This is a genomic window from Actinomyces viscosus (assembly GCF_900637975.1).
Lineage (GTDB): Bacteria > Actinomycetota > Actinomycetes > Actinomycetales > Actinomycetaceae > Actinomyces > Actinomyces viscosus.
In genome coordinates, this window is sequence record NZ_LR134477.1 from 2,460,538 (window position 1) to 2,480,064 (window position 19,527).

Annotated in this window: 15 protein-coding genes and 1 riboswitch; of the genes, 5 read left to right on the forward strand and 10 right to left on the reverse strand. The window is 71.1% G+C overall.

The features are described 5' to 3' along the window. Positions 1-58: 58 nt before the first annotated feature. Positions 59-2,152 carry a variant leucine-rich repeat-containing protein gene (locus tag EL340_RS10540; RefSeq protein WP_126414537.1) on the forward strand — a complete coding sequence of 698 codons (2,094 nt, stop codon included), beginning with the start codon at positions 59-61 and terminating at the stop codon, positions 2,150-2,152. Positions 2,153-2,336: 184 nt separating this feature from the next. Here the strand turns inward: EL340_RS10540 and EL340_RS10545 are convergent, their stop codons facing one another. The 5 genes from EL340_RS10545 to EL340_RS10565 form a co-directional block, all read right to left on the reverse strand. Further along, positions 2,337-3,029: a response regulator transcription factor gene (locus EL340_RS10545; RefSeq protein WP_126414538.1), complete on the reverse strand. Its 693-nt coding sequence runs from the start codon at positions 3,027-3,029 to the stop codon at positions 2,337-2,339. Between the two features lie 3 nt (positions 3,030-3,032). Beyond that, entirely contained in the window at positions 3,033-4,337 is a 1,305-nt protein-coding gene (locus EL340_RS10550) for a sensor histidine kinase (RefSeq protein WP_232023019.1), read from the reverse strand. A gap of 110 nt (positions 4,338-4,447) precedes the next feature. Beyond that, positions 4,448-4,939: a helix-turn-helix domain-containing protein gene (locus EL340_RS10555; RefSeq protein ID WP_126414539.1), complete on the reverse strand. Its 492-nt coding sequence runs from the start codon at positions 4,937-4,939 to the stop codon at positions 4,448-4,450. Positions 4,940-5,875: 936 nt separating this feature from the next. Then, positions 5,876-7,267: an FtsX-like permease family protein gene (locus tag EL340_RS10560; RefSeq protein ID WP_126414540.1), complete on the reverse strand. Its 1,392-nt coding sequence runs from the start codon at positions 7,265-7,267 to the stop codon at positions 5,876-5,878. After that, a complete protein-coding gene (locus EL340_RS10565; protein ID WP_232023020.1) occupies positions 7,264-8,091 on the reverse strand; it encodes an ABC transporter ATP-binding protein in 828 nt (275 codons plus the stop codon). Before EL340_RS10565 ends, EL340_RS10560 begins: the two co-directional genes overlap by 4 nt. Positions 8,092-8,509: 418 nt before the next feature. On the opposite strand from EL340_RS10565, the gene EL340_RS10570 reads away from it, so the two are divergent. The 3 genes from EL340_RS10570 to EL340_RS10580 all read left to right on the forward strand — a co-directional run bounded on the left by EL340_RS10570 (position 8,510) and on the right by EL340_RS10580 (position 12,969). Beyond that, positions 8,510-10,141, forward strand: coding sequence for a sensor histidine kinase (locus EL340_RS10570; RefSeq protein WP_232023021.1), 1,632 nt, complete (start codon positions 8,510-8,512; stop codon positions 10,139-10,141). Then, a complete protein-coding gene (locus EL340_RS10575) occupies positions 10,138-11,709 on the forward strand; it encodes an SLC13 family permease (protein ID WP_126414541.1) in 1,572 nt (523 codons plus the stop codon). Before EL340_RS10570 ends, EL340_RS10575 begins: the two co-directional genes overlap by 4 nt. 63 nt (positions 11,710-11,772) lie before the next feature. Next, positions 11,773-12,969, forward strand: coding sequence for a glycerate kinase family protein (locus EL340_RS10580; RefSeq protein WP_126414542.1), 1,197 nt, complete (start codon positions 11,773-11,775; stop codon positions 12,967-12,969). Positions 12,970-13,171: 202 nt separating this feature from the next. Here the strand turns inward: EL340_RS10580 and EL340_RS10585 are convergent, their stop codons facing one another. The 3 genes from EL340_RS10585 to EL340_RS10595 all read right to left on the reverse strand — a co-directional run bounded on the left by EL340_RS10585 (position 13,172) and on the right by EL340_RS10595 (position 16,067). Next, complete coding sequence (locus EL340_RS10585; protein ID WP_126414543.1) at positions 13,172-14,044, reverse strand: MetQ/NlpA family ABC transporter substrate-binding protein; 873 nt, start codon at positions 14,042-14,044, stop codon at positions 13,172-13,174. A gap of 149 nt (positions 14,045-14,193) precedes the next feature. Continuing rightward, complete coding sequence (locus EL340_RS10590; RefSeq protein WP_126414544.1) at positions 14,194-14,907, reverse strand: methionine ABC transporter permease; 714 nt, start codon at positions 14,905-14,907, stop codon at positions 14,194-14,196. After that, positions 14,904-16,067 carry a methionine ABC transporter ATP-binding protein gene (locus EL340_RS10595; RefSeq protein ID WP_126414545.1) on the reverse strand — a complete coding sequence of 388 codons (1,164 nt, stop codon included), beginning with the start codon at positions 16,065-16,067 and terminating at the stop codon, positions 14,904-14,906. Before EL340_RS10595 ends, EL340_RS10590 begins: the two co-directional genes overlap by 4 nt. Beyond that, a riboswitch (SAM riboswitch) is annotated at positions 16,061-16,150 on the reverse strand. It overlaps the preceding gene by 7 nt. A gap of 501 nt (positions 16,151-16,651) precedes the next feature. On the opposite strand from EL340_RS10595, the gene EL340_RS10600 reads away from it, so the two are divergent. After that, complete coding sequence (locus EL340_RS10600; protein ID WP_331860824.1) at positions 16,652-17,614, forward strand: alpha/beta hydrolase; 963 nt, start codon at positions 16,652-16,654, stop codon at positions 17,612-17,614. 14 nt (positions 17,615-17,628) lie between these two features. Here EL340_RS10600 and EL340_RS10605 read toward each other — a convergent pair whose 3' ends face one another. After that, positions 17,629-18,174, reverse strand: coding sequence for a low molecular weight protein-tyrosine-phosphatase (locus EL340_RS10605; RefSeq protein WP_126415448.1), 546 nt, complete (start codon positions 18,172-18,174; stop codon positions 17,629-17,631). A gap of 380 nt (positions 18,175-18,554) precedes the next feature. Continuing rightward, positions 18,555-19,499, reverse strand: a complete 945-nt coding sequence (gene pheA, locus EL340_RS10610) for a prephenate dehydratase (protein WP_126414546.1) — start codon at positions 19,497-19,499, stop codon at positions 18,555-18,557. Between the last annotated feature and the right edge of the window lie 28 nt (positions 19,500-19,527).

Here is a 19,527-nt window from a genome sequence, read left to right on the forward strand (position 1 = left end):
ACTGATGATGGTCTGACTCCGCGATATGGCGCCGCGGAGTCCGTTAGGCTCAGGAGACATGACGACGGGGCACTCACCTTCTTCCGGGGACTACGACGCGACGACGGCGCTCAGCAGGTTCGCCTCGCCTCAGGACCTTGAGCGGATCGCCGCCACCCGCCCCGACCTGCACTCGATCCTGGCGACCAACCCGTCGATCCCGCCCCAGGTCCGCGCGATGCTGGAGCAGTCCGACGACGCCGTCGTCCAGGAGGTGCTGGCGCGCCAGGCCGGGCGGGCAGCGTCCCAGGCCGCGGGTCCGACGCCGCCGGCGCAGGCGGCACAGCCGTCGCAGCCGGCGCAACCGCAGGCTCCGGGCCAGATTGACGCCATGGCGCCCACCATGGCGGTGGGGACGGCTGCGGGGACCGTGGAAGCTCAGCCTCAGCAGAGCGCCGCCGCCGGGTCCGGTTATGGTCAGGTTCCTCAGGGCTACGGCAGCGTCCAGCCGACCGCGCCCGGGGCGGCGCCGCAGCAGGGTGCGCCCCAAGGGTACGGGCGGACGACGGCCCAGCCCCCGCAGAGCCCTCTCCCGCAGGACCCGTCCCAGGTGGCACAGCCCGTTGCCCTGCCACCGTCGGCCCAGCCCTACTCGGCACCCTCGATGCAGTCTGCGGCGCAGCCCGTGGATCAGCAGACCGCGATGCCGCCCGGCGTGCGGAGCGCGGCGCCGGCGGGGTACGCGCACGGGCAGAGCGGGGCGCCGTCGGGATACGGCCCGGGGCAGGCTCAGGCTTATGACCCGGGCCAGGCATACGGTCCGAGCCAGTCGGCCGCGCCGGCGTACGGCGCCGAGATGTATGCGCAGCAGGCACAGCCCAGGAAGAGGCGAGGCCTCAAGGTACTCGCCATCATCCTGCCGGTCGCCCTGCTGCTGACCGGGGGCGGCGTGGCCGCGTGGTACTTCCTGTCGAGAAGCAACGTCTACGCAGCCTCGCGCGATATCTCCGTGTCTGACGCGTGGACTAAAGGCGCCAGCAAGACATGGAGCGCCGACGTCGAAGCGGACGCCGAACCATACGTTGCGGGCGACTACTTCCTCACCTTCAACAAGAGCACCTCCACCCTGACCGGCTACACACCGCTGGGCAGCGGCATGAAGGAGGCCTGGAAGGCCGATATCGACGACGAGAGCCTAACCTCCTCCTACGCCCTACTGCCGGAGTTCCAACTATGGGGCAAGAAGACGCTCGTCTACAAGTCAACCCTCATTGACCTGGAGTCAGGAAAAACCTCCTCAGCCCCCTGGGAGGAGGATAAATACGCGCTGATCACCGACGACATCGCCATCGGCTGCACGAGCAGCGGGAAATGCACCGCGTGGGACTCCCAGAAGAAGCAGAAGTGGTCTCACGAGATCGCCGGCGTGGAAGAAATGCCGGAGTCTCCTTACCTCGACACCGGAGCTGTCCTCGTCAAGGACAATCATCGCTATACCGGACTGTTCAACGCCGTCATTGATATCGACACCGGAGACACGACAATCTTGGGTGGAAAGCGAGTCAACAACGACTCATCGGTCACGTTCCTCAACGATGGCTGGGTAGTCAACCAGCGAGAGAAGGACGCCTCCGAAGACGATTCGGGATCATCCGAGCCATCGAAGTGGAGAACAACGATCTACGACTTTAAGGGAAAGAAGAAGACCAGCTATCTTATGGACGCTGACAAGAAGAAGCTGCCGGCCATTGCGGACAACACCCTCATCAGCGCCGAAGAGTTCGTCACGTTCTACAAGGACAACGACCTCAACAAGGCCCCCTTCACATTCTCTTCCGAAGGAAGTGGATGCGTCTCCAAGATTACCAGCAAGGATGGTAACTCCACCTCCGTCGTCAACCCCGAAGAGAGTTCCGACCATAACTCGGAGGACAATCCCTGCCCGTCAAACACGGCGGCATCCCAGGGCGGTAAGATCGCCGAACTGGCCACCTGGAGGCACGGCGATGCCAGCTCAATACTTCTCCTCATGGAGGTCAGCACCGGCAGAACGATTGAGTTCACCGGCATCGACTGGCAGAACGGCGACTCACTCATCGCCGTGAAACCCAACCTCATCATCGGATACGACAAGGACGACGGAAAGGTCTCCGGCTTCAAGCCCGCGTCCTGAGTCAGCGCAGCCAGGTACATTCCGCTCCAGCCGGGGACGTTCCACACGTACGGGTGCAGATTCTCTGTCCCCGCACGCGTGAGATGTCCCCGGCCAGGAGAAAATGTCCCCGACGGCGTCGAATGTCCCCGCCCGAGTGAGGACGAGTGAGCGCCAGTACAGGGGCCAGGGCCGGCCATACCTCTCAACCACCACTCTTGTACCAGGCGACGACGATCTGGACGCGGTCACGCAAGTGGAGCTTGGCCAGGATGCGGCTGACGTTGCGGCGCACGGAGGCGGGCTGGAGCACCAGCCTCTCGGCGATCTCCTCGTTCGACATCCCCTCAGCGATGAGCCGGACGATGTCAAGCTCGCGGGGCGTCAGCGCCCCGAACCGCTCCCGCATCTCCTTCCGCTGCGCACCGGACAGCGCCCGCGGCGCCCCGCGCGCAATGAGCTCCTTGGTGACGCGCGGCGTGAGCACGGCGTCGCCCTGCGCCACCGCCCGCACCGCCTGCGCCAGCTGCGCCGCACGCACGTCCTTGAGCAGGAACCCCGAGGCCCCCATCTCCAGCGCCCCGAAGGCGTAGTCGTCCTCGTCGTAGGTCGTCAGCACCAGGACCTTCACCGTCGGGAAGCGCTGCGCCACCGCGCCAGTCGCGCTGATCCCGTCCAGGCCGGGCATGCGCACGTCCATGAGCACGACGTCAGGCAGCCCCGACGACCGGTTCAGCTCCTCCAGGACCTCCAGCGCCTCCCGCCCGTCGCCGGCCTCCGCCACCACGCGCAGGTCCGGCGCCTTGCGGACCATGAGCGCCAACCCCAGGCGCGCGAAACGCTGATCATCCACGAGCATGACCGACGTCGGCCTCAGCCCCTCCGACTCCGCACCCACGCCTCAGCCCTCTCCACGGCTTCTCGGGATGACCGCCTCAACGAGCCAGCCTCCGTCGGCCTCGGGCCCCCACTCCAGGGAGCCCCCGGCCTCCTCGACCCGACCCCGCAGCCGCAGCAGGCCGGTTCCCGTCACAGGCTCCCCGCCACGGACCTCGTCCTCTCCTTCGTCCCCGTCACGCATGGCGCCCGCGGCACCGTCGTTCCTCACCGTCACCGTCACCGCGGACTCCGCGTGGTCCCAGGACACCTGCACCCGCAACAGCGCCGGCGCGTGCCGCACCGCGTTGGTGAGCGCCTCCCGGGTGAGCGCGAAGCACAGGTCGGCCTGACCGGCGTCGTCGGCCCGCTGCCCGGTCTCGGTGAGGACCACCGTCACGCCCAGCGACCGCACCCGCCCGACGACGCTCCTGATCTCATCCCAGGACCGGCTCGCGGTGGCGTCCCGACTCGGCTCCCGGCCGCCGTCGGCCAGGGCCCTGACCGCCCGGCGCGTCTGCTCCAGGCACTCCCGGGCCACCTCGTTGATGCCGCCGACCGCCTCGTCGACCTCCGGGTCGGCGTTGCCGGCCAGCCCCTCGGACAGGGCGATGATGGTGGTCAGGCCGTGCCCCACGGAGTCGTGCAGCTCGGCGGCGATCCCGGCCCGGGTCACCGCACGGTCCCGCTCGGAGCGAAGCGCCCGGAGTCTTTCCCGTTCGACCCTCGCCTGGGCCTGGGCCGCCCGCCAGCCCGTGACGCTGCGCGAGAGCATCGCGGCCACAACCGTCAGCAGGACGGCGACCACCTGGCTGAGCCACTCCTCCAGCAGGAACCCGGGCGGGGACACCAGGACAGCGCTGGCCGTCACCATGAGACAGGCCGCGCCGATCACCGCGAGGTGCTGCCACAGCGGAAGGCGGCTCACCGCGCCTCCCAGCGCCACCAGCACCGGGAGGAGGAAGAAGTTGTTGAGCCCCAGCGCCGAGGCCGCCACGTACACGACGCACTCGGCTAGAAAGACCGCCAACGGGTACCTGTGCCGCGCCGCGAGCAGGGCCGTTGACCCGATGGCCACCGCCATGAGAACCGTGATGCTGAGCCTAGTCGCCGCGATCCCGGGAAGCAGGCCGCCGTCGCCGACGCGACCGGTCAGCACCGCGACGCCGATCATGCCTCCCTGGTAGGTGGCGCACAGGATGAGGAGCACCGTGGAGAGCAGGCCGGGGCCGGCCTGCGCGGGCGCCGGTTGGCGCACCCACTCCCCCAGCGCCCGCCAGTCGGCCCGCATCCCCATCGCCGACGACGAGCCGCGCTCCGCACCGGACACCGGCGTCCCTCCTCTCCGTCGTGACCGTAACCCTACGCCCCGGATTCCGAGCTCCCGGAGCAGCTCCCGAGCCGTGAGGCACGGTCGCAGCAAGCGGAGAACGCCATCGGTCAGTCCTGCGCGCGGAGTTCCTGAAGGACCTGGCGTGCCTCAGCCGGGTCCTCGTCGTAGGCGCCCATCGCTTGAGCGTCGGCCACCATGTCTGACAGAGCCTCGTTCGCCGCCCGGCGCTGACGCTCGCGGAACTCCAGCACGTCAGTGAGAAACAACCGGCGATGCCGTCTGACCATCTCGAACGGGATCTCACCGGCCTCCAGCATCCTGAACAGCGTCGGCCGAGAGATGCCGAGCATGTCGGCCGCCTCCTGCGTTGTCAGACGCTGGTCCTGCGGCGCGACCGTGACAGCCAGTCCTCGTCGCATCGCGTCCGCGACCTGGAGAAGGGCCGCAGCCATCCCGGACGTCAGCTCGATCGACTGACCATTGACCGTCAGCTGCGGCGTCGTGCCCGGGGACGCCTCAAGTGCCGTCACAAGCTCGGCGAAGCGCCCAGCGACGTCCTCCTCAGGCAGGTAGGTCCTGCTCTCAGTCGTCATCGTCATGTCACACTCCCACACTGCTGCTCGCTCGTCTTTTTCGAATTGATCGTTTTGAGCGAATTGAGTGTAAGTCCCGGCAGGCGTCGGCACGAGGCGAAGCGCTGCCGCTTCTGTCAGCGCTCACGCGGACGAACCATAGGTCTTGAAACCTGAACTCTCGGAGCATGTCGGTCTCCTCGCCTTCTGAGATGTTTGAGTGTCATGGCTCCTGAGACACGGCCTGGTGAGGGCGTGAGGTGCTCAGTTCCACCATTGCGAGGTAAGCGAGTCGGGACCGCACCACCTTGGGGCGGGATGATGAGCAGGCCAGGCCCTGCTCCCAGGTGGGGATCCTGGCAGACCTTGTGGTCACGATGGCTTCGGGGCGCTGATCACAGCGCTCCCGTGGATCTGTTGCACCGGACTCTTCGGGGGAATCGGCCCGATAGTGTCCAAATCTGCAACAAAGGAATCCGCAGCCCCCAGACCGCATGAACGAGAACCTTGGAATCATGCGGCTGCGGTCCGCCTGGATGAGAACCGTCCGAGCCTTTGTCACAGATTTGGACACCCTGGCCTTTCTACAGCTCCTGGCGGCGTTCGGTCAGCACGCCGCTTCTGGCCTGGGCTCCTCTCAGGCCAGCCACTGCACGAGGGCGGGGTTGTACTGGCCTGGGGCCGTCCGTACTGCACGGGACCTGGACCTTCGTGGAGTACACCCACCTCCCGGCCAGTAGTACCCGGGCCTCGTGCAGTACACGCCCGGGCGCCCTCGCAACGCTCACGCACGTACGCCTCCCGGCAAGACGACCGACGACTCCGCGCCCGAGCACCCCCTCCAGACGATATGACACCCGATACCCTCAGAAGCCGTGAGACGCACATGAGGTCCCGGCAGTCCACGAGGCCGGAGGGCGCGTCAGCGAATCCCAGGCACCCGACGACTCGCCCCCCCCTTCCTCACTCGGCCGCCAGGACGGCGCCGATCGGGGTCCGGGAGGCGCTCCGGATCGGGGCGAGCAGTACTGCGGCCAGAACCAGGAAGGACAGGAACGCCACGAGCACCACCGGTCCGACGGCGGGGCGCACCACCAGCGGCAGCCCCGCCCTGGCGTAGAAGACAGCCTCGCCGACCGCCGTCACCATCAGTGGCACGACCGAGACCAACAGCGCCGTCCCGACGTACAGCCCCGCCTCGATGACCACCTGCCGGCGCGCGCCGTGCACCGTGCCCCCGGCGCAGCGCAGCACCGCGACCTCGCGCTGCCGGGACCGGGAGGTCATGCCGACGACGGCCACGGCCCCCAGCAGCGCCATCGCCGCGAGAATCGCCGCCAGAACCAGGGAGTCCACCTGGTTGAGCGCCACGCTCAGGTGCGCGGCCTCCACCACCGCCTCACTCGTGGCGAGACTGGTCATCAGGGCGGCGGTGAAGGAAAGAGACAGTGCCAGCAGGCCGATGGCGCTGGCCGCGGAGCCGGCACGCCACAGCGCCGAGCGGCGCGCGAGCAGCCACGGTCCGCCCCACCGCGCCAACGGCGCCGACCACAGGCGCAGCAGTCCCGGGACGAGCACCGGCGCCAGCAGCACCACGAGGACCGCGAGCAGGAAGGCCGCCAGGGTCGCCTGGCCCCCGCCGGTCGGCCACCCCTCCACCATCGGGCCGGGCCGGACCAGGAAGGCCGCCACCAGCTGCACGGCGCAGACCATCCCCCACAGGCCGGCCGCGACCCAGCGGACCGCACCCATGCGGCGCCGCCCGGCCGGGGCCGCCTCGCGCACCGCCTCCACGGCGGACGTGCGCACCGCCCTGCACGCCGGGCCGATCGCGCCCAGGACCGCGACGGCGACCACGACCGCCACGGTGAGCAGCAGCGTCGTCGGCGTCTGGGCCACCTCGATCCGCCCCATGCGCGCGGCGGCCAGGCGGGTGAGCACGGAGGCGAAGGGCCTGGCCACGACCAGCCCCAGCAGGATCCCGGGCACGCAGGCCACCACTCCCAGCGCCGCCACGGTGACGACGACGGTGGTGAGGACCTGCCGGGGCAGGGCTCCGGCGAGCCGCCACAGGGCCCAGCTCGTGCGCAGCGCCTGCACGCAGGACTGCCCGACGACACTCACCACCGGGACCGCCACCATCGCCGTGTAGAAGGCGACCGAGACGCCCGGAACCGTCAGCTCGGCCGGGTTGACGCCCGCCGCCCGTGCCGCGGCGACGACGTCGGGGCGGGTGACGGCCATGCGGTGCACCAGGCAGACGTTGACGAGGGCCGCCGCGAGGGCCAGCACCACCACCGCCCCTGACCAGGCCCGCCACTGACTGGCCAGGGCGCGCAGCGTGTAGCGAGTCATGCCGCAGCCCCCGTCTGGTTGACGGCCGCCAGCAGCTCGTCGGCACTGGCGCCCCGGCGGTGGTCGACGATGCGGCCGTCACGCATGATGAGCACGGTCTCCGCCAGGGCCGCGGCCCCCAGGTCGTGCGTCACAAGGACGACGGCGGCCCCGTCGTCGGCCAGGCGTCGCAGCTCGGCCAGGACGAAGGCGGCCGAACGCGTGTCCAGCGCCCCGGTGGGCTCGTCGGCGAAGACCACCGGCGGGCGGCGGTAGAGGACCCGCCCCAGGGCGACGCGCTGCTGCTCGCCGCCCGAGAGCGTCGTCGCGCTCGCGTCAGCGCGCGCCTCAAGCCCCAGCCCGGCCAGGACCGTCCGCACGCGAACCGGGTCGGGGCGCCGGCCGGCCAGGGTGTCGCTGATCGTGATGTTCTCGCGCACCGTCAGGTAGGGCACGAGGTTGTAGGCCTGGAAGACGAAGCCCACCCAGTCGCGGTAGAGCTCGGCCACCCGCGCCGCCGGAAGCCCGCCGAGGTCCCGCCCCAGGAGCCTCACCCGGCCCGACGTCGCCGCCTCCAGCCCGGCCAGGCACAGCAGCGCCGTCGACTTGCCCGAGCCGCTGGGGCCGACCAGGGCCGTCATCCGCCCCGGCATCATCGCGCAGGAGACGCCGTGCAGGATCTCGATGGGCTCGCCGCCGGGGACCGGGAAGGACTTGCGCAGCTCGCAGGCCTCGACGGCGGCCGGGCCATCGAGGTCTGCGGTCTCGCTCTCGTGCCCGGCTTGAGCCGAGCACCCCGACCGGCTCGACCGGCTCGACTGCCCGTGTCCACTCCAGAGCGCCATGATCCTGCGCCGTCCTCTCGCCCGTGGGTCCTGGGGCGCCGTCGGACGCCCGCGGCTCAACCTAGGCGGCCGGCCCGCCGCACAATCCCCGGGGCCTCGAACTGTCTACGGGAGATGACAACGCCCGGCCCCAGTCGCAACGTGGCCGGGGACATTCTGCGCGGCCGGGGACAGTCCGCTCCAGCCGGGGACGTTCCACGCGTACGGGTGCAGGTTCTCTGCCCCCGTACGCGTGAGATGTCCCCGGCCACGAGGTGATGTCCCCACCCGTGAGGAGGGCGCCCCGCGCGCACCCGCCTCAGCACCCCGCACCCCAGCAAAGACTTATAAATAACACTATTTCGTTAGCCCACTCAACATTAGAGAACTCTCATACCCACTTGTGGTCCCTCTAGGACTGGCTCGTGACAGTTGAAGCATGAACACCTCACGCCGCATCCTCGCCCTGGCCCTGCTCATGCTCGTCCCGGTGGCGCTGGCGCTGGCCGCCGAGTTCATGGCCGTCGTCCCCGGCCCGCCCGCGCAGCCCAGCCCGGTCTACCTGACCTCCTCCGGCGGGGGGGAGCTGATACCGATGACCTCCGTCCCCTCGTCCCCTCCCCCGATGTCCACCGCCCCGGTCTCCGGCTCCTCGGTCCCCGCCCAACTGCGCATCGTCGCCTGGATGCTGTTCGTCGTCGCCCTGGGCCTGGCCAGCATGATCGTCTCCGTGCGCTCCACCCTCATGGCGGACATCTCCCGCTCCGCCAACGCCGACGTCGCCCACGAGGTCAAGGAGCTCCAGAACTTCGCCGCCACCGGCGTCGACCCGCGAACCTCCCAGCCCTTCACCTCCACCACCCGCCTCATGGAGGTCTACCGCGACGGCCAGCAGCTCACCGACCGGGAGGCCGTCATCGTCTACAACCACGCCACCGGTCAGGCCACCCAGGCCTCCGGCGCCTCCGCCCCGACCCTGGACCTGACCAGCACGGACCCCCTGTTCGTCAAGATGCTGCAGTCGCCGTCGGGCGCCACCGGCTACGGCAGCGGGGAGGTCCGCTGGGCCCGCGTCGAGCTCGAGCCCGACAACCCCTCCCAGCACCTGTCCGTCATCACCATGAGCTTCACGGCCTCGCGCGTGGACCAGCTCAACGCCACGATCTGGCTCATGGTCGGCATCAGCGCGGCCGTCCTGGTTCTCACCGGCGTCGTCGGGCTGCTCGTGGCCCGCCAGATCCTCAGGCCCCTGCACGACCTGCGCACCGCGGCCGCCTCCGTCTCCACCCAGGACCTCAGCCGGCGCCTGCCCGTCAAGGGCCGCGACGACATCGCCGGGCTGACCGAGGAGTTCAACGGCATGCTGGACCGTCTCCAGGAGGCCTTCGACGGCCAGACCCAGTTCGTCCTGCGCGCCCACCAGGAGATATCCGGCCCCCTGGCCGCCATGGACGAGCGCCTGGCCGCTCAGCCGCCCACCCGCACCATCCTCCAGCAGCGCCACCAGATCGGTGAGCTGCAGCGGGTCCTCGACGACCTGCAGTCCCTCACCCGAGCCGAGCGGCGCGACTTCGCCCACCCCACCCCCGACGTCGCGGTCACCGAGCTGGCCCGCACCCTGCTCGACGACGTCGAGGCGATGGCCCCGGGCCGCTGGAGCCTCGACCTGAGGGCCCGGGGCACGGCCACGCTCGACGTCGAGCGCCTCCGCCAGGCCACCGCCCACCTGGCCCGCAACGGGCTGCAGCACGGCGACGGCCCCCTGACCCTCACCATCGCGCCCACCACCGACGGCTACGGCCGCAGCGGGCTGGAGATCTCCGTGACCGACGAGGGCCCGGGCCTGGCCGACGACGACGTCGACTGGCTCTTCGAGCGCTTCACGCACGGCGAGGCCGGCGGCGGCCCGCGCGGCGCCGGGCTGGGACTGGCCATCGTGCGGGCCATCGCCGACGCCCACGACGGCACCGTCTTCGCCGTCTCCGCCTCCGGCCAGGGAGCCACCGTGGGCCTGCGCATCCCGGCCGACGACTCCTGGCACCTCACCTCGGGAGAGGAGGCCGGCTCATGACCACCGCGACCGACACCGTCGGCTCCTTCGAGACCGACACGCCCACCGTGCGCGAGACCCTGCCGCTCTCCCTGGCGAGGCGCGGCGAGCCCGCACCGGCCCGGGGCTTGCCGTGGCGGCACGTTCTGTCCGCTGCCCTCGCCGTGAGCCTGTGCGCGGCCGTAGGCGTGGCCGCCTGGCGCGCGGGCGGCGCCGAGGGGAGCCTGACCGTCACCGGAGCACTTACCCTGATCATCTTCATCGCCTCGGTGTGGGCCTGGGCCTTCACCGACGTCGACGACACCTACATCTCCCTGGGCGCCGCCACCGCCCTGGTCCTCACCGGCGCCCTGAGCCCGGACGAGATGTTCGCCAGCCTCGGGGACGACACGATCTGGCTGCTGGTGGCCGCCTTCGTCATCGCCGTCGGGGTGAGCGCCTCGGGCCTGACCGGCCGCCTGGCGGCCTGGCTGGTGACCGGCACCGACCACCCGCGCGTCCTGCTCCACCTGGTGACGGCCGCGATCGTCGCCACCGTCTTCGCCGCCCCCTCCACCTCGGGCCGGGCCGCGCTGCTCCTGCCGGTCTACACGGCCCTGGCCGGGGCCCTCGGCACCGGGGCGGACGAGGACGCCGACCTCCGGGCCTCCCGTAAACGGCTCATCCACGCCCTGTCGCTCATCTTCCCCACCGTCATCCTGCTGTCGGCGGTCGGCTCCTTCCTGGGGGCCGGCGCCCACCTGGTGACCTCGCACATCGTGGCCTCCGCGGGCGGACAGGAGTTCTCCTTCGCCGGCTGGCTGCTGCTGGGCCTGCCTCTGGCGGCCCTGTCCAGCCACCTGTCCACCGAGCTCATCGTGCGGCTGTTCACGCGCAAGGAGGACATGCGCCGTCGGGTGCGCGTCGACATCGCCGATCTCGCGGCCGCCTCCCCCACGCCGGTGACCGGCCCCCTGACCCAGGCCGAGAACCGGGCCGCCCTGCTCATCGGAACGGTCGTGGTGCTGTGGTGCACCGAGTCGCTGCACGGCGTCGACCCGGCCATCGTGGCCCTCCTGGGCGTGCTGGTGACCTCACTGCCCGGCTACGGCTCGGTGGCGCTGCGCAAGGCGCTGGCCAGGGCGCCCTGGTCGCTGCTGGTCTTCATGGCGGCAACCCTCGCCATGGGCGACGCGCTGGTGTCCACCGGCGCCGCCGAGTGGGTGGCGACCTCGGCCTTCAACGCCCTGCGGATCGACTCGCCCTGGCCCTTCATGCTCGTGGTGGTGGCGCTGTCGACCGCCTCCCACCTGGTCATCCAGTCGCGCTCGGCCCGCTCGGCGGTGCTCATCCCGATCGTCGTGGCCCTGGCGCCGGCGGTGGGCGTGAACCCGGCCGCGGCGGCCTTCGCCTCGACGGCCGCCGCCGGCTTCTGCCACACGCTGCCGTCCTCGGCCAAGCCCGTGGCCATGTTCGCCGACGTCGACGGCGTGGAGACCTTCTCGCCCGACGACCTGCGGCGCCTGTCTCTCATCCTCGGGCCCCTCATGGTGGTCCTGGTCATGGCCTGCAGCGCCTGGTTGTGGCCGCTGCTGGGCCTGAGCTGGTGAGCCTCCCGGGCTCCCGCCCCTTCGCACTCGTCACCCCAAACCCTGCAGTCCTGGAGGAAAGTCATGCCTACATCCGTACCCACCCGTATCCTCGTCGCCCCTTCCGGTTTCAAGGAGAGCCTCTCCCCCGAAGGGGTGTGCCAGGCGGTGGCCGCCGGGGTGCGCCGGCTCCTGCCCGGAGCCGTCGTCGTCGAGCTGCCCCTGGTCGACGGCGGTGAGGGCTCGGCGGCCACGATGGCCCGGGCCACCGGCGGCGACCTCATCACCACTCGCGTCACCGGCCCCGTAGGAGAACCGGTCGACTCCTACCTGGCCCGCCTGGGCGGCTCGGCCCAGGGAACCTGGCTGGTGGAGATGGCCGCGGCGGCCGGCCTGCGCCTGGTGCCCGCCGGCATGCGCGACCCCGGCGCCACGACGACGACCGGCGTCGGCGAGCTCATTTCGGTGGCGCTCGACGGCGGGGCCCGGCGCGTCATCATCGGCTGCGGCGACTCGGGGACCTGCGACGGCGGGGCGGGGGCGCTCGTGGCCCTGGGCGCCCGGCTCCTGGACGCCGAGGGCCGCGAGGTCGACCCGACCGGCTCCAACCTGGCCCGGGTCCAGCGGATCGAGACCTCCGGCATGGACCCCCGGCTGCGCGACGTCGAGATCCTCGTGGCCGGCAACATGCACAACGTCCTCACCGGCGAGCGCGGCGTGGCCCGCGTCTTCGGGCCGCAGAAGGGGGCCAGCCCCGAGCAGGTGGAGGCCCTTGAGGCGGGCCTGGCGCACTGGGCCGGTCTCCTGGCGCAGGCCTTCCCCGCGCAGGCGGCCCACCGCAACCTGCTCACCGGCCCGGGCACCGGGGCCTCGGGCGGCCTGGGCGCCGGGCTCGCCGCCGGGCTGGGAGCCCGGCTGTGCTCGCGCTTCGAGGTGCTCATGGACGCCGACCTGTGCGGGGTCGACCTCGACGCCCAGATCGCCCAGGCGGACCTGGTCATCACCGCCGAGGGCGCCGTCGACTTCCAGACGCCGCGCGGCAAGATCCCCGCCGAGGTGGGGCGGCGCGCCAAGCTGGCGGGTAAGCCGGTCATCGCGCTGGCCGGTTCGATCGGTCGCGGCTCCGAGGCGGTCCACTCCGCCGGGATCGACGCCGTCATGGGCATCATCCCCGTCCCCATGGACCTGCCCGAGGCCGTCTCCCGGGCTGAGGAGCTCGTCACCGACGCCACCGTGCGGGCGCTGCGCCTCATCCTCCTGGGCGCCGCCATCGCCGCCTGAGCCGGCGCAGCCGGGGACATCCTGCACGGCCGGGTGCAGTCCGCTCCAGCCGGGGACACTCCGCACGTACGGGTGCGGAATTTCTGTCCCCGCACGTGCAGGATGTCCCCGGCCGCGAGGAGGCACGAGGCGAAAGGGGCGCACGGTGCCGGCCGCGTTCGGCCTCGGCGTCGGCTCTGGCCGACCGCGGCCAGCCCAGGCGTCAGAACGCCGGGATGACGGCCTCGTTCGGCCAGGTCGTGGTGATGTACTCGCGCAGCTTGGCGTCGTTGAGGAGCGAAGCGAGCTTCTTGAGGTGCTCGTTGTCCTTGTCGTCCTTGCGCACGACGAGCTGGTTGGGGTACTCGGAGTCCTTGCCGCCCTTCTCCAGGAAGAGGGAGTCCTCCTTGGGGTTGAGCCCGGCCTCGATGGCGTAGTTGCCGTTGATGACCGCGGCCTCGGCGTCCGGCATCGACTTGTAGACCTGGGCGCCGTCGACCGTGGTGAACTTGAGGTTCTTCGGGTTGGAGGTCACGTCGGTGTCGCTGGGCAGCTCGGCGGACTTGTCCAGCTCGATGAGCCCGGCGGTGGCCAGGAGCTTGAGACCGCGAGCCGTGTTGGCCGGGTCGTTGTTGAGGACGATCGTGCCGCCGTCCTGGATCTCCTTGACGTCCTTGTAGCCCTTGGAGGTGTAGATGCCCATGGGCTCGATGTGGACGTCGGCGATGGAGACGAAGTCGTAGCCCTTCTCCTTGTTCTGCTGCTCCAGGAAGTTGGGGGTCTGGTAGAAGTTGGCGGCCAGCGAGCCGTCGTCCAGCGAGGAGTTGGGGGTCTGGTAGTCGTTGATCTCCTTGATGTCCAGCTTGATGCCGGAGCCCTCGGTGAGGTTGTCCTGGACCCACTGGAGGATCTCGACGTGGGGCTTGGGGGTGGCGCCGATGGTGATCGTGGCGGTATCGCCGTCGACCTTGATGCCCTGAACGTCACCGTTCTTGCCGGACTTGGAGCCGCAGGCGGCCAGGGTGAGGGCGGCGGCGGTGGCCAGGCCGCCGGCGATGACGGTGCGGCGGGAGATGGAGGAGGACGAGGAGGACATGGTGGTTCCTTTCGCAGGGCCGGGCGGCCCGATGGTGGGAGAGAAGAAAGGCTTGACGGTACTGGGGCCGACGACGCAGCTGGACTGACCGGGACCGATCCGGACCGGCCCGTGCCGGTCCCGGTGCGCCTACCCGGCTGGTGATCGCCTCAGCGGTGGTTCACCAGCCGGCTGAGCATGTCGCCGATGAGCTGGATGATGCCGACGATGACCACGATGACGACCACGGTGATGACCATGACGTCCACCTGGTTGCGCTGGTAGCCGTACTGGATGGCGAGGTCACCCACGCCACCGCCGCCGACGGCGCCGGCCATGGCGGAGTAGCCCAGGAGCGTGATGATGGTGACGGTCGCCGACTGGATGAGGATCGGCAGGGCCTCGCGCACGAGGACGCCCCAGGTGATCTGCGTCCCGGAGGCGCCCATCATGAGGGCGGCCTCGACCTTGCCGTGGTCGACGTCGTTGATGGCCGTCTCCACCAGGCGCGCATAGAAGGGGATCGCGCCGATCGTCAGCGGCACACAGGCCGCCTGCCAGCCCAGGGAGGTGCCCACGAGCATCCGGGTGACCGGAATGAGGGCCACCATGAGGATGATGAAGGGCATGGAGCGACCGATGTTGACGATCTGGGAGAGCACCCAGTACAGCCCGGGGTTGCGGAACTGCCCGCGCTGACCGGTGGAGACCAGGGCCAGCCCCAGCAGCAGGCCGAAGAGGATCGTCAGGGCCCCGGACGCGAAGGTCATCGCCAGGGTCTCAATCAGGGCGTCACCGAGCTTGCGCTGGATGACGGGGTTGTCGAACCAGGTGCGGCTGCTCGGCAGGGCCGCCTGGGCCAGCGGAAGGAGGATCGAGTTCATGAGCGGACCTCCGCAGCGATACCGGCCTGTCGCAGGGTGCTCACGGCCTGTTCGGTCTCGGGACCAGGGACGGTGACGGCCAGGCGCCCGATCTGGGCCTCGCCGATCGTCTCGAAGACGCCGGCGGCGATGTCGCCGCCGAGCTCGGCCACCATGGACATGAGGGCGACCGCGGCCGGCTGCCCCGGGTGAGCGGTGATGGAGACGTCGACGACGCTCTCCCCGTGGGCGACGGCGGCCTCGGGCACCTTCGGGAAGGGCACGATCTCGCGCGAGAGGCGGGAGTCGACGTCGAGCACGATGTCCTCCAGCCGGCCGCTCTCGACGATCCTGCCGGCCTCGAGCAGGCTGACGGAGTCGCAGACCTGGCGGACCACGCTCATCTCGTGGGTGATGATGATGACGGTCAGGCCCAGGGTGTCGCGGACGTTCTTGATGAGCTCGAGGATGGAGCGGGTGGTCTCCGGGTCCAGGGCGGAGGTGGGCTCGTCGCACAGGAGGACGGCCGGGTCGTCAGCGAGGGCGCGGGCGATGCCGACGCGCTGCTTCTGGCCGCCGGAGAGCTGGGAGGGGTAGGAGCCGCCGCGGTCGGCCAGGCCGACGAGGTCGAGCATGCGCTCCACGATCGGGCGCCGCTGCCCGCCCGCCACGCCCGCCAGCGCCAGCGGGTAGGCGATGTTCTGGGCGGTGGTGCGCTGGTCCAGGAGGTTGGCGTGCTGGAAGACCATGCCGATGCGGCGTCGGGCCTCGCGCAGCTGAGCGGCCGGCAGGGCGGTCATGTCCTGGCCGTCGACGCTCACGTGGCCACTGGTGGGGCGCTCCAGGGAGGTCAGGCAGCGCACGAGCGTGGACTTACCCGCCCCGGAGGTCCCGACAATGCCGTGGATGGAGCCGGGCGCGACGTCGAGGCTGAGCCCGTCCAGGGCCCGCACCTCCTTGCCGCTGCGCAGGCGGTAGACCTTGTGGACATCACGCAGGGAGATCATGGGCTCGGCGGACGAGCTGGCGGGGCCCGTCCCGGAGTCCTGAGGATCGGCGTCCCGAAGGTCGGCGCTCACGCCCTCCTCATGCTCGACGCGCTGGGGGCCGGCGGGGTCGTCGCCCTCGCGCCGGTCAGAGCCGGCGGTCGACTGGTCAGGTGTGCTCACGTACTCCTCCATCGTTCCTGGCGGAAGCACCCGCACCATGAAGGGGGTTGCTGCAATGTCGTCGAGCCAGGTCTCTCGGTTGCTCTAGATGGTCACGAGTAAAATACGCAGCGTCTCCTCGGTGGCGCAAGCGAGGGCCATGGCAAGGGACCGAGGTCACGCTCTCTGGAGGTCCACTCAGCCGGGTCCACGCCCACGTTTCGGTAACGCTCTGGGTATTCCCAGGTATCGTATCGGCGACGCTACTCGCACCGCCCAGGGCGGCGTGCTTGGATCAGCTCATGAGCGCGCCCTCCGATCAGACCTCCCCCGAGCCGCAGCCGGAGCCGACCCTCGAGCCGCCCCAGACCGGACCCGCCACGAGGAGCGCTCAGACCGCGCCGCCACCGGCAGCGGCGCCTTCGTCCGGGACGCCTCCCGCCGGGCTCGGGCCCGTGCCTCCTCCTCCGGCTCAGACGCCGGCCGCCGTCGGCCCGGGCGACGCAGCCGCCACAGGGCAGGGCGCAGCCGCACCGGCGGCTCCGGTCTCCGCCGGCGAGAGCGCCCCACCCAAGGCAGCCGCAGCACCCGGCGCCTCCGGCGCCGCTGCGCCCGACATCCTGGGCGAGCCGTGGGTGGCGCGCCGCATCCCGGTGACCGAGTCGCCCACGAAGGCGCCCGGCGCCGACCACGCCGTGCTCGTCTTCCAGCGCGAGGCCGCCGGCCGAGCCAGCGCGCCACGCCACTCGCGCGCGGTCCTCTACCTCCACGGGCGCAGCGACTACTTCTTCCAGACCCACCTGGCCCAGGCCTACCTCGACGCCGGCTACGAGTTCTACGCGCTGGACCTGCGGGCCTGCGGGCGCGCCGGCGTCGGGCACGCCTCCCCTCACGACGTGCGCGACCTGCGCGTCCACGATGAGGAGATCTCCGAGGCGCTGCGCATCATCCGCTCCGAGCACGGGCACGACGTCGTCGTCCTCAACGGGCACTCGACCGGCGGGCTGCAGGCGGTCATCTGGACGGCGGACCACCCCGGGACCGTGGACGCCCTCGTGCTCAACTCGCCGTGGCTGGACCTGCGCGGCTCGGCGCTCGTGCGCTCCTACGGGTCGGCCTTCGTGGACCTCATCTCGCGACGGGACCCCGAGCGAGTCATCGGCGAGCCCGGCAGCGGCAAGGAGGACAACTACGTGGCGGCCCTGCACCGGCGCTGGCGCGGCGAGTGGGACTGGGACCTGGCGCTCAAGCCGGCGCCGTCCTTCCCCGTGCGGGCCGGTTTCCTGGCGGGGATCCGCCGCCTGCAGCGCGAGGTCCACCACGGGCTGGGGATCCGGGTGCCGATCCTCGTGTGCTGCTCGACGGTCAGCAACGGCGCGAGGGCCACCCTGGAGGAGGCGCAGCGCTCCGACGTGGTCCTCGACGTGGACCAGATCATCGACCGCGCCCAGTACCTGGGCGATGACGTCACCGTCCGCCAGATCCCCGAGGGCGTCCACGACCTGGCCCTGTCCGGGCCGCTGGCGCGCGCCGAGTACCTCCAGGCCGTCACGAGCTGGCTGGACAACCGCCTGCACTGAAACTGCACTGAAACTCAGCTGAGGCGGGCGGCGAGCTCGTCACTGACCCGTTCGACGACCTCAAGGGTGTCGACGAAGTCGGCCATGGTGCCGTACCAGGGGTCGGGGACGTTGAGGACGCTGCGGGAGGCCCGACTCGCGGCGACGTCCTCGGCCTGCCGGGCCGCGGTGGGGTCGAGCTCGCGGTACATGCGGATCCGGGAGGGATCCGCTCCCAGGCCGGCGGCGCGGCGCTGGAGGACGTTCCAGTGCGAGTCAGTCATGGCCAGCAGGAGGTCGGCCTCGACGATCTCGGCGTCGGTGACGCGGTGGGCGGTGTGGGAGGTGATGGCGATGTCCGTGGCGCGTGAGACGTCGTCGGCGCCGGTGCCGTAGCCGGCCTCGTTCAGGACGCGGCGGGCGCGGGAGTCGATGGGGTTTCCGCGCTCCTCGTCGGAGACGCCGGCGGAGGTGACGACCACGCCGCCTGGCCCGGAGTCCGGGGCGCCCGCGGCGGCGAGGCGGTCGCGCAGGACGATCTCTGCCATGGCCGAGCGGCAGATGTTGCCGGTGCACACCATGACCACCGAATAGGGCCCGGAGCCCCGACGGTCCGGCAGAGGCGCCGTTTGTGCGGCGGAGGCGGGCGAGGAGGCAGCGGCAACGGAGGCCGACTCGGTGCTGGCGTCAGGGGTAGTCACGCCCTGAGCCTTGCGCACGCCCCGGGCACCTGTCCACCGGCCTGGCCCTGGCGCGCCGGCACCCCACATCCCGGGCCACCGCCGAGGCCGACTCACCAGCCACCACACGGCCGGGGACATTCTGCCCGGCCGGGTGCGTGCGGTGCGCGAACGGGGACATGTCACACCGTCGGGTGCAGAATTCCTGTCCCCGCCGGCGTCGAATGTCCCCGGCCGCAGTGGAATGTCCCCGCCGGCGACGCGAGCAGGGGCGGGCAGGACTACAGCGCGCGGCCGTCGAGGACGTCGGCGACCCAGGAGCGGGCCACGACGAAGTCCTTGTCGCTGGTGCCGGCCAGCACCGCCGTCGGGCGGGCGTCCAGCCGCGGGTAGGAGCCCAGGAACCGCACCACCGGGCAGGTGCGGTGCAGCCCGATGAGGGCGGCCTGGACCCGCTCCTCGCGCACGTGCCCCTCGACGTCGATGGAGAAGCGATAGCGCCCCAGGGAGTCGCCCACGGGCCGGGACTCGATGCGCGAGAGGTTGACGCCGCGGGCGCTGAACTGCTCGAGCATGTCCAGCAGGGCGCCGGAGCGGTCGTGCGGGAGCTGGACGAGGAGGGTGGTCTTGTCGGCGCCGGTGGGCTCGCCCACGCGGCCGGGCTGGGTGACCTTGACGAAGCGCGTGACGGCGTCGGGGTTGTCCGCCACTCCACCGGCGATGACCTCCAGCCCGTACTCCTTGGCGGCCAGCGGGTTGCACAGGACGGCCTGGAAGCCGGTGTCCTCGGTCGAGGAGGCCAGCGCGCGGGCGGGCGCCGAGGTGGAGGTCCCGGCCACGTAGACCGCCTCGGGCAGGTTGAGGTGGACCCAGCCGCGGCACTGCGCCCAGGCGTGCGGGTGGGTGGAGATGGCGCGCACATCCTCCAGGCGGGTGCCGGGGCGGCCGGCCAGGACGAAGGTGATCGGGACGGCCATCTCGGCGGCGATGACCAGGGGCGTGGAGGCCACCAGGCTGTCCAGCGTGGCGTTGACGCCGCCCTCGACGGAGTTCTCGATGGGCACAACCGCGGCCTCCACCGTGCGCTCGCGCAGGTGGTCCAGGGCGGTGGGCACGTCCGGGCAGGGGTCGAGCTCGACGTTGACAGGGGCGACCTGGCGCAGCGCCATCTCGGTGAAGGTGCCGGCCGGCCCCAGGAAGGACCAGAGCGGAGCGGGAGCAGTCATGGGCACAGGGTAGCCAGGTCCGGGCCGG